The sequence below is a fragment of the Mesorhizobium sp. M1329 genome (genome assembly GCF_040318035.1).
Taxonomy (GTDB): domain Bacteria; phylum Pseudomonadota; class Alphaproteobacteria; order Rhizobiales; family Rhizobiaceae; genus Mesorhizobium.
The window spans coordinates 77,330-87,127 of sequence record NZ_JAMYLN010000002.1 but is presented as its reverse complement, the minus strand read 5'-3'; the positions used below and the strand labels follow the sequence as shown (position 1 = coordinate 87,127).

Sequence of the window (9,798 nt, the reverse complement as noted above, 5' to 3'; positions counted from 1 at the left end):
CCGGCGCGACGCCACTCCAGATAACGACGGACGAGGGTATTCCGGAGGCATGTCCATGAACGACGAGGCTCGCACCGCTGCGCAAACAACCGGCCTTGACCAGGTCGATCTGTTGGACCGCTACTGGCGCGCCGCGAACTACATTTCGGTTGGCCAAATCTATCTGCTCGACAATCCGCTCTTGCGCGAGCCCTTACGGCCCGAGCACATCAAGCCGCGGCTGCTCGGCCATTGGGGCACAACGCCCGGCCTCAATTTCATCTATGTGCATCTGAACCGGATCATCCGTGAACGTGGTCTCGATGTTCTGTTCATCTGCGGGCCGGGTCATGGCGGCCCGGCAATGGTCGCGAACACCTGGCTCGAGGGCACCTACAGCGAGATCTATCCCGAGGTCGGCAGGGGCGAAGACGGCCTGCGAAAGCTGTTCCGGCAGTTCTCGTTTCCCGGCGGAGTGCCGAGCCACGCGGCTCCGGAGACGCCCGGCTCGATCCACGAAGGCGGAGAACTCGGCTATGCTCTGGTCCATGCGTTCGGCGCCGCCTTCGACAATCCGAACCTTGTCGTTGCCTGCGTCGTCGGCGATGGCGAAGCTGAGACAGGCCCGCTCGCCGCGGCCTGGCATTCCAACAAGTTCCTGAACCCGGCATCCGACGGTGCCGTCCTGCCGATCCTGCATCTCAACGGCTACAAGATCGCCGGCCCGACGATCCTCGGCCGCATGGAAGACGAGGCATTGCGCAGCCTGTTCCTCGGCTATGGCTACGAAACCTTCTTCGTGGAAGGTCATGATCCTGCCGCGATGCATCGCGAGATGGCGCGCACGCTCGATACCGTGCTCGACCGGATCCACTCCATCCAGGAGCCTGCACGAGCCGCGGGCTGGAAGGGAGAGCGGCCGCTGTGGCCGATGATCGTGCTGCGCAGCCCCAAGGGCTGGACCGGGCCGAAAGAGGTCGACGGCAAGAAGGTCGAGGATTTCTGGCGCTCGCACCAGGTACCGGTGTCGAACGCGCGTGGCGACGCGGCGCACCGCCAGATCCTCGAAGACTGGATGCGCAGCTACGAGCCGGAAAAACTGTTCGACAAAGGCGGGCATCTCCTGCCGGAGCTCGCAGCACTTGCGCCGACAGGGCCAAGACGCATGGGCGCAATCCCCTTCGCCAATGGCGGGTTGCTGAAACAAGACCTCGTGCTTCCCGATTGGAAAGGCCTGGCGCTCGACGTACCGCGTCCGGGCGGTACCGTCGGAGAGGCGACGCGGACCGTCGGAAGCTACCTTCGCGACGTGATACGCTTGAACGCCAAGGCCAGGAATTTCCGGCTGATGGGGCCGGACGAGACATCCTCCAACCGCCTCGACGACGTGTTCGAGGTTACGGACCGCGTCTGGATGGAGCGGATCGAGCCTTACGACGTCCATCTTTCCCGCGACGGCCGCGTCATGGAAGTGCTCAGCGAGCACCTTTGCCAAGGCTGGCTGGAGGGCTATCTGCTTACCGGCCGCCACGGCCTGTTCTCGTGCTACGAGGCGTTCGTCCACATCGTGGATTCCATGGTCAACCAGCACGCCAAATGGCTGAAGACCTCCGGCGAACTTGCCTGGCGCAAGCCGATCGCCTCGCTGAACTACCTGCTGACCTCGCATGTCTGGCGGCAGGATCACAACGGCTTCAGTCATCAGGACCCGGGCTTTGCCGATTTCGTCGCCAACAAGAAGGCCGACACGGTAAGGCTCTACTTCCCGCCGGATGCCAACACGCTGCTGTGGATCACCGACCATTGCCTGAAAACCTACAACCGCATCAACGTCATCGTCGCCGGCAAGCAGCCGGCGCCGCAATGGCTGTCCGTCGAAGACGCGGAAGCGCACTGCAAGGCCGGCGCCGGCATCTGGGAATGGGCCGGGACGGTGGCCAAGGGCGAAGACCCGGATGTGGTCCTGGCCTGCGCCGGCGACGTGCCGACACTGGAGACCCTTGCCGCAGCCGACCTCCTGCGCTCGGGCGTTCCGGACCTGAAGATCCGCGTCGTCAATGTCGTCGACCTGATGATTTTGCAGTCGAATTCCGAGCATCCGCATGGCTTTGCCGACGACAGATTCGACGCACTGTTCACCAGGGCCAAGCCGGTCATCTTCGCCTATCACGGCTACCCCTATCTCATTCACCGTCTGACCTACCGGCGCGCCAATCACGACAACATGCATGTGCATGGCTTTCGCGAGGAAGGCACGACGACGACGCCGTTCGACATGGTGGTGCTCAACCAGCTCGACCGCTATCATCTGGCGCTCGCCGCGATCGCGCGCGTGCCGGGGCTGGCCGAGCGGGCGAAGGAGCTTGCCGCGGCGCTGCATGCGAAATTGGCTGAGCACAAGGCCTATGTCCGCGAACAAGGCGAGGACATGCCCGAGATCCAGAAATGGTCCTGGCCACAGGACAGCGCGACGAGGGCCGACGATTGATGCGACGATCGATCCTTGCGTTGAATGCCGGCTCGTCGAGCATCAAGTTCAGACTTTACGACCTTGCGGCATCCGCCGAGCTGGATCTTGCCTCGCGCGGTTCGCTGGATCTGGGCGACGCGCCAAGGCTGACCGCAAAAGCTGCCGATGGGGAGCTGCAGTGCGATCGGCCGCTTGCCGCAGCCGCATCACGCGACATGGGCATCGGCCAGATGCTGCAATGGATCGAGAACGAACTTGGCGGACGGAAATTGATTGCCGCTGGCCATCGCATCGTCCATGGCGGACGCGAGTTCGTCGAACCTGTCCGCCTGACGCCGACAGTTATCGAGGCTCTCGACGGGCTGACCCCGCTTGCGCCACTGCACCAGCCACGCAGCCTCGCACCAATCCGGGCGCTTGCCGCGTTGCGGCCCGACCTGCCGCAGGTCGGATGTTTCGACACGGCCTTCCATCGGGCCATCGAGCCTCTGGTCAGCCGTTTCGCGCTGCCGCGCCGCTACGAGGCGGACGGCATCCACCGCTACGGCTTTCACGGGCTTTCCTACGAATATGTCGCCGGCTGGCTCAAGCAGATATCGCCCGAACTGGCGGCGAAAAGAACCATCGTCGCCCATCTCGGCAACGGGGCGAGCCTGTGCGCCATGCGCGACGGGCGAAGCGTCGATACGACGATGGGCTTTTCGGCGCTTGACGGCCTGGTCATGGGCACACGCTGCGGCGCCATCGATCCGGGCGTGCTTTTATACCTGCTGCTGGAAAGAGGCGTTTCGGGAGAAGCGCTGCAAGACATGCTGTACGAGGAATCCGGCTTGCTCGGCGTGTCCGGCATTTCCGGCGACATGCGCACGCTGGAAGCCAGCAACGACCGCCGGGCTCGCGAAGCGGTGGAGCTTTTCGCCTTCCGCGCCGCCAGGGAAGTTGCCGCCCTCGCCAACACGCTGGGCGGGCTGGAATGCCTAGTGTTCAGTGGGGGCATCGGCGAGCACTCTGCCCCGGCCCGCAAAGCGATTTGCGACAGACTTGGCTGGCTCGGCGTGGCGATAGACGAGGCCGCCAACAAATCCCATGAAGCGCTCATAAGCCAAGCGGACAGCAAGGTCGAAGCCCGCGTCATCGCAACCGACGAAGAAGGTGTCATCGCCCGCCACACCCGCAAGGTGATGGAGGGGCTCGGCTGATGCGGACGGCCTTGCTCGACCGGCTACGTCGCGAGCGCGGCCGATCTGTTGAAGACGATGGTCACCCGCGTTCCTTTGCCGGGGGCAGAATCCACCTCGAACCGGGCTTTGGCATTTTCGATCAGTGATTGAGCGATCAATGCTCCGAGCTTGCCGGGTTTCGGCCAGGTCTCGCCTTCGGGCAGGCCGATGCCGTCATCGGCGACCACGACGCGAAAACCATCGTCGTCGACAACACTCCGCAGCGTGATCGTCCCGCCTTCGCGATCCAGAAAGGCGTGTTTTAGCGCGTTCGTCAAAAGCTCATTGGCCACCAGACCCGTTGGCATCGCCACATTGATGGACACCGGATAGGTGTCGACCTTCATGTCCAGCCGGATGCCTTGCACGGCGTGCGAGGTCATCACGGCGGAAGCGATCTGGCTGAGATAGACGCCAAGGTCCACTTCGGCTTTCTGTTCGTCGACCGACAGCGTCTGGTAGAGAATTGCGAGCGCATCGACGCGGCCGGCGAGGCGCTCGAAACGTTTCTGATCGGGCGACGCCGCGCTGCGAGCCTCCAATCTGATGAGAGCTGTGATCATCTGGAGATTGTTCTTCATCCGATGCTGCAACTCGCGCAGCAGCATGTCCTTTTCCCGGATGCGTTGTTCGAAGGCTTCGCTGTCACTTGCCTTGTGCGCGGTAACATCGACAAGGGCGACCAGTCGAAAGGACGGTCGCCCGCGCTCGTCCTCGATCAGGTTCGAATACACATCGATGATGACCGGCGCTGTGTCGGCACGTTGCAGGCTAAAGGTTCCCGCCCGGTCGATGTCCTCGACGATGGCGCGGGCCAGCGACCGGTCCTTGTTCTCGCCCAAGCCTTCTCCGCTCAGTGCAGCCCAGTTGCGGCGCTCCAGTTCTGCGACGGAAACGCCCGACAATTTCTGGAACTCGGAATTGACATAGACAACACGTTCATCGCCGCTCAAATCGGAAATTGCGATCGCAATCGGCAGCTGGTCGAGGAACCGCTTGTAACCGTCACTGTCCAGGGCGCCCGCCAGATCGAGGTTGTCGAGCAATTGCTGGAGCTGCTCGGTTTTTTCAGCTTCGGCGGACATTCCAGGCTTTCGGTCTTCGGGTGGGACCATGATTAATATCAGGTCACTCGCCAACTGCGAAGTCCGCTCATTGTCGCGCGGAGCCGAGATCGTGGTTGAGAAGCGTCTGAAGGCTCAGCTCGAATGGCTCTGCTCGACCAGATGGTATTTGTACCGGTCGCGAATATGTTCGTTGAAGAACCGGCCCTTTGACAAGGCTTTGCGGAATGCCGCGTGGACCTGCGGCGGCACGTCCTCGTAGTCATAGCGGTTTCCGCTGGGGACGAACCATACCGAGAGTACCCTCGTCGCCGGCTGGTAATCGATGTTTCTGATCGCAGTTGAAGGCATCCTCGACAGGTCCAATGCTCGGCAGTGCTCCGTTCCATGCCGCCGTGTGAATAACCCTGCACGGAGGGCGAGGTTCCTTGCTGCCGAAGCAGCCTTGCCGCTACGGGCCGGCTTCACCAAATACGGTTGATGCCATCGCCCAAGACATCGGCTGCCCGCCAGGGCGATCTCTTTGCCGCCACCGACGACCTGCCGGAAGGATTTCACTACCAGCCTGAAATGATCACGCCGGAGGAAGAAGCAGCGTTGGCGAGCCAGCTGGCAAGCCTGCCTTTTCAGGCCTTCGACTTTCACGGCCATCTGGCAAACCGGCGGGTGGTCGGCTTCGGGCTGCGTTACGACTACGACCGGCGCGAAGTCGTCGAGGCACCGCCGATACCCGGCTTTCTGCTGCCGCTCAGGGAAAAGGTTGCAGCCTTTGCCCGCCTGCCGGCCGAGACCTTCGTGCAGGTGCTGATCAACGAATACCGGCCGGGCGCCGGTATCGGCTGGCACCGCGATAAGCCTCATTTCGAGGCGGTCGCCGGCGTTTCCCTGCTGGCCGCCTGCAGCTTCCGCCTGCGCCGGAAAAACGGCACGCGATGGGATCGCAAGACGGTCACCGTCGAGCCAAGGTCGGCCTATCTGATGACGGGCGCTGCGCGCAGCGAATGGGAGCACAGCATTCCGCCGGTTGCCGAGCATCGCTATTCGATCACGTTGCGCACACTGCGCGCTCAAATTCGCTTGGGATAGCACGGTGAGGCAAGCCGGCGCAGCCCTGAACTACCAAGCCGATACGGTTCATCGGTCGCCATGCCGACCGGCAAAATCCGCCAGCATGGCGCGCTGGCCTTTCAGAATCTTGAGGTTGGCTTCCGGCAGGGAGAACCAGCCCGCTCTGTCGACTTCGGCAAATTCCTTCATCGAGCCGGACCGTGGTGGCCATTCCATGACGAAGGTGTTGCTGCTTATGGCGTCGCTGTCGAAGTCTGCTTCGACGCACCATGCGACGACGAGCTTGCCGCCCGGCTGCCGATAGCTGCCAAGGTGTTCGAAAACTCCATCGATGGCGATGCCGAGCTCCTCTTCGGCTTCGCGTTTGGCCGCCGTCAGCTCGTCCTCGTTCTCGTCGACCAAGCCCTTCGGGATCGACCATGCGCCGTCGTCTTTCTTCGCCCAGAATGGGCCGCCCGGATGCACCAGCAACACCTGAAGTGAACCTCGGCTTTGGCGATAAATGAGCAACCCTGCGCTGCGTTTGGCCATTCCGCTATTCCCCTGACGAAAATCAAACGAACGTTCTCGTCCTGGCCGGCATGTGGAGCAGCCTCCCACGGCGGAACGATTTCTGCTCGCAGCCGTTCCGTCCGTTCGGCAAATGAGTGTGATTGACATGGCGACGCCGCGAGCTGCCTGGAAGGGCTTTATGAAAGTCGGATCGGTTTCCTGTGGCGTCAAGATTATCGGCGCCGTCAGCGAGTCCGAGAAAGTGCATTTCAGGATCCTGAACCGCAAGGACGGTCTCCCCGTCAAGAGCGCTTATATCGACGAGGAGACCGGCGACACGGTGGAGGCTGCCGACCAGGTAAAGGGCTATGAGGTCGAGAAGGGCGAATTCATCCGCATAGAGCCGGACGAAATCAAGAAACTAAAGATGGTGTCGCAGCACACGCTCGAGATCGGGGAGTTTGTGCCTACCGCCGAAATCGACGCACGCTACCTCGAAAAGCCCTATTATCTGGTCCCGGCCGATGTGCCCTCCACGGAGGCATTCGCGGTGATCCGGGACGCCATGGCCAGGAAGAAAGTGGCAGCCCGGTCCTGCGTCGTGCTGTACCAGCGTGGCCGAGAGGTGCTGATCCAGCCGCTGGGCAAGGGCATGGTGATGACGGAATTACGCAACCACAATGAAGTGGTCGCGGCGGACACGGTGTTCGAAGGGCTGAAGGCTCGCAAGGTCGATCCCGAGATGCTGGAAATCGCGCAATTGCTGATCGACAAGAAGCCGGCCAAATTCGACCCGTCGAAGTTCGAAGACACTTATGAACAGGCGCTGGTTGCGATGATCGAAGCCAAGCGCAAGGGCAAGAAACCGCCCAAGCCGGCACCCGAGCCGAGGACGAACGTCGTCAATCTCGCCGATGTTCTGCGCAAGAGCCTGGCGCAGGAGGGCGGCAAGGCTCCGAACAAAAGTCCGAGGGCGGCGGCGAAACGCAAATCGGCCTGAATGTCCGAAAGCAGATCGAACGGAACCGAAAACACTCGCACGCATTTAGATGACGTAGCAATCCGTCGGCAAGCTAAGCGGAGCGGGGGACTGGTGGACGTCGTTGAACTAAGGACTGGCGGAATCCCGCAAGTTTCTTCCGCCGACCTGATGCAGGCGTTGCCTGTGGCCGTCTACACCACCGACAGACAAGGCTACATCACCTTCTTCAACGAAGCCGCTGCCGATCTCTGGGGACATCGTCCGATGCTTGGCCAGGACCGCTGGTGCGGTTCATGGAAGCTTCGCCACCTTGACGGGCGACCGATGGCGCACGACGAATGTCCGATGGCCGTTGCCTTGCTGGAGGAGCGGGACGTTCGTGGGGGCCGGGCGATCGCCGAGCGGCCGGACGGCCAGTTCATCCCGTTCAGCGCGCACCCGGTCCTGCTTCGCAATGTACGCGGCGAGGTCGTCGGCGCCATCAACACCTTGCTCGACCTGCGCACCCAGGCGCTGGCTGACGACGCCGGCATAAGGCTCGCTGCCATCGTCGAATCCTCGATGGACGCGATCGTGTCGAAAGACCTGAACGGCATTATCACCAGTTGGAATGACGCGGCACAGCGCCTGTTCGGCTACACGCCCGCCGAGGCGATCGGGCGCCCGGTGACGATCCTCATCCCGCCCGACCACCTGGATGAGGAAGCCATGATCATCAGCCGCATTCGCGCCGGCGAACGGATTCCCTCATACGAGACGATCCGGCAGCGCAAGGACGGCACCCTGGTACCGGTTTCGCTCACCATCTCGCCGATACGCGACGGCATCGGTCGTATCATCGGCGCCTCCAAGATCGCGCGCGACATCAGCCCGCACAAGGAGAGCGAACGGCGCATCCGCACCCTCATGCGCGAAGTCAACCACCGCGTCAAAAACCAGTATTCGGTGATCGTCTCGATGATCCGCGAGACCAGCAAGCTGGCGGGGACGCCCGAGGCTTTCCTTTCACAGGTCCGGGAACGCATCATGGCGCTGTCGGAGTCGCACGATCTGCTGGTCGATGCCGAATGGCGTGGCGCGACTATCGGCGAATTGATCCATGCCCAGACCAAGGCCTTCGCGACACAGGCCCGTCTGACGATGAGCGGGCCGATGATCATGCTGCAGCCGAACGCGGTGCAATATCTCGGCATTGCCTTTCACGAGCTGGCCACCAATTCGGTAAAGCACGGAGCACTGTCGTACTATGACGGACGGGTCGAGGTCGAATGGACCGTGACGTCAGCCGCCGACGGCAGCGATGGCTTCCGCCTTGTCTGGCGGGAACTGGACGGACCATTGGTCGATGAAAACGCGCGACGCGGTTTCGGAACGGTTGTGCTCAAACGCGTCACGCCGCAGGCGCTCAGCGGCACGGGCCGCCTGGAATTCGCCAGGCACGGCATCACCTGGACGCTGGAAGCGCCGCTGCGCTTCGTTCAGATGTCGACGGCCGGCATCGCGGCTGATTAAAGGCCGCTACCTCGGCCGCGGCTTGGCGGCCGTCTGGCAGCGCAATCCCTATGGTAGCAATCAGGAGGAGCAGCGATGAGTTGGCTGGGCACCTGGCGGAACCAGTACGGGTCGGTCGTCGAACTGACCAGCGAAGAGGGCGGACGGATCAGCGGAACCTTCAGGACGGCGCTGGAGGACAGCGCCTTCTTCGGCATGACCGTGCCGCTGTTCGGAGCCTGCCATGGAGACGTCATCGGATTCACCTGCGCGGCCGAAGGGCGGGTCGGAGCCGCGGCGGTGAGCTATACCGGAATACTCAGGAACGGGAAGCTGGAGATGCTGTGGCACACCGTTGCAGATGCCGCTTTGTCGGCGGAAAAGGAAGGTGCCCCGGCCCGTGCCAGGAAACTCCCCGCCTGGCGCGCGTTTGGAACCAGCCTCGACAGTTTTGAACGCGTCGCCTGACTATCGCGCCCGCCACCGCGGCACTCAGCGCGCAGGCGAGGCAGTAGGGTCCCGCGGCGCGTAGGAACTCGCACTGACGATGGCGCGTTGGTGCGCCAGGACATGCGCTGTTCGTTACGGGGATCGACCCAATGAGCGTGCTTTATCGCGCAGCAAAAATCGCCGAACAGGCTCATGCCGGGCAGACGGACAAGACAGGGCGGCCTTATATCGAACATTGCCGCCGGGTCGTCGATGCCGTCGAAACGCTCGACCAGAAAGCCATTGCCTATCTTCACGATGTCATCGAAAAAGGCGACGGCTGGAACCGCGACCGGCTTGAGGCGGCCGGGTTCGGGCCGTCCATCGTGTCTGCCATCGACGCCATGACGCGGCTGCCGAACGAGGACGATGCCGCTTTCGTTCGCAGGGCCGCGGTCAATCCGTTGGCATTGCCGGTCAAGCGCGCCGATCTTGTCGACAATCTATGGCAGGCACGGCAGATCGGGGCGTCGACAGCGAAATACGAAGACGGCTTGCGTATTCTCAGAGAAGAGTTCTCGAGCTGACGGAAGGCTGGCGCCT

The 9,798-nt window shown here is 62.5% G+C and carries 10 protein-coding genes; 7 read left to right on the top strand and 3 right to left on the bottom strand.

The window, feature by feature from the left end; translation table 11 throughout:
* Positions 1 to 55: 55 nt before the first annotated feature.
* Both NKH21_RS02225 and NKH21_RS02220 read left to right on the top strand, forming a co-directional pair.
* Positions 56 to 2,467, top strand: coding sequence for a phosphoketolase family protein (locus NKH21_RS02225; protein ID WP_352663795.1), 2,412 nt, complete (start codon positions 56 to 58; stop codon positions 2,465 to 2,467).
* Positions 2,467 to 3,648, top strand: coding sequence for an acetate/propionate family kinase (locus NKH21_RS02220; RefSeq protein ID WP_352663797.1), 1,182 nt, complete (start codon positions 2,467 to 2,469; stop codon positions 3,646 to 3,648). Before NKH21_RS02225 ends, NKH21_RS02220 begins: the two co-directional genes overlap by 1 nt.
* Before the next feature lie 23 nt (positions 3,649 to 3,671).
* Here the strand turns inward: NKH21_RS02220 and NKH21_RS02215 are convergent, their stop codons facing one another.
* Positions 3,672 to 4,754 (bottom strand): sensor histidine kinase, encoded by a 1,083-nt coding sequence (locus tag NKH21_RS02215; RefSeq protein ID WP_352663799.1) that lies wholly within the window; start codon positions 4,752 to 4,754, stop codon positions 3,672 to 3,674.
* Between the two features lie 114 nt (positions 4,755 to 4,868).
* Positions 4,869 to 5,084, bottom strand: a complete 216-nt coding sequence (locus NKH21_RS02210; RefSeq protein ID WP_352663801.1) for a KTSC domain-containing protein — start codon at positions 5,082 to 5,084, stop codon at positions 4,869 to 4,871.
* Between the two features lie 129 nt (positions 5,085 to 5,213).
* Between NKH21_RS02210 and NKH21_RS02205 the strand changes: the two genes are divergently transcribed.
* Positions 5,214 to 5,819 (top strand): alpha-ketoglutarate-dependent dioxygenase AlkB, encoded by a 606-nt coding sequence (locus tag NKH21_RS02205; protein WP_352663803.1) that lies wholly within the window; start codon positions 5,214 to 5,216, stop codon positions 5,817 to 5,819.
* Between the two features lie 48 nt (positions 5,820 to 5,867).
* Here NKH21_RS02205 and NKH21_RS02200 read toward each other — a convergent pair whose 3' ends face one another.
* A complete protein-coding gene (locus NKH21_RS02200) occupies positions 5,868 to 6,332 on the bottom strand; it encodes an NUDIX hydrolase (protein WP_352663805.1) in 465 nt (154 codons plus the stop codon).
* A 127-nt stretch (positions 6,333 to 6,459) separates the two neighbouring features.
* On the opposite strand from NKH21_RS02200, the gene ku reads away from it, so the two are divergent.
* The 4 genes from ku (at position 6,460) to NKH21_RS02180 (ending at position 9,782) form a co-directional block, all read left to right on the top strand.
* A complete protein-coding gene (ku, locus tag NKH21_RS02195; RefSeq protein WP_352663951.1) occupies positions 6,460 to 7,293 on the top strand; it encodes a non-homologous end joining protein Ku in 834 nt (277 codons plus the stop codon).
* A gap of 93 nt (positions 7,294 to 7,386) precedes the next feature.
* Positions 7,387 to 8,787, top strand: a complete 1,401-nt coding sequence (locus tag NKH21_RS02190) for a PAS domain-containing HWE histidine kinase family protein (RefSeq protein WP_352663807.1) — start codon at positions 7,387 to 7,389, stop codon at positions 8,785 to 8,787.
* 75 nt (positions 8,788 to 8,862) lie between these two features.
* Positions 8,863 to 9,234, top strand: a complete 372-nt coding sequence (locus tag NKH21_RS02185) for an avidin/streptavidin family protein (protein ID WP_352663809.1) — start codon at positions 8,863 to 8,865, stop codon at positions 9,232 to 9,234.
* Positions 9,235 to 9,365: 131 nt separating this feature from the next.
* Positions 9,366 to 9,782, top strand: coding sequence for an HD domain-containing protein (locus NKH21_RS02180; RefSeq protein WP_352663811.1), 417 nt, complete (start codon positions 9,366 to 9,368; stop codon positions 9,780 to 9,782).
* Positions 9,783 to 9,798: the final 16 nt, after the last annotated feature.

Coding starts and splice junctions, on each gene's coding strand:
- NKH21_RS02225 (WP_352663795.1), top strand. CDS start 56: ATGAACGACGAGGCTCGCACCGCTGCGCAAACAACCGGCCTTGACCAG.
- NKH21_RS02220 (WP_352663797.1), top strand. CDS start 2,467: ATGCGACGATCGATCCTTGCGTTGAATGCCGGCTCGTCGAGCATCAAG.
- NKH21_RS02215 (WP_352663799.1), bottom strand. CDS start 4,754: ATGTCCGCCGAAGCTGAAAAAACCGAGCAGCTCCAGCAATTGCTCGAC.
- NKH21_RS02210 (WP_352663801.1), bottom strand. CDS start 5,084: ATGCCTTCAACTGCGATCAGAAACATCGATTACCAGCCGGCGACGAGG.
- NKH21_RS02205 (WP_352663803.1), top strand. CDS start 5,214: ATGCCATCGCCCAAGACATCGGCTGCCCGCCAGGGCGATCTCTTTGCC.
- NKH21_RS02200 (WP_352663805.1), bottom strand. CDS start 6,332: ATGGCCAAACGCAGCGCAGGGTTGCTCATTTATCGCCAAAGCCGAGGT.
- ku (WP_352663951.1), top strand. CDS start 6,460: ATGGCGACGCCGCGAGCTGCCTGGAAGGGCTTTATGAAAGTCGGATCG.
- NKH21_RS02185 (WP_352663809.1), top strand. CDS start 8,863: ATGAGTTGGCTGGGCACCTGGCGGAACCAGTACGGGTCGGTCGTCGAA.
- NKH21_RS02180 (WP_352663811.1), top strand. CDS start 9,366: ATGAGCGTGCTTTATCGCGCAGCAAAAATCGCCGAACAGGCTCATGCC.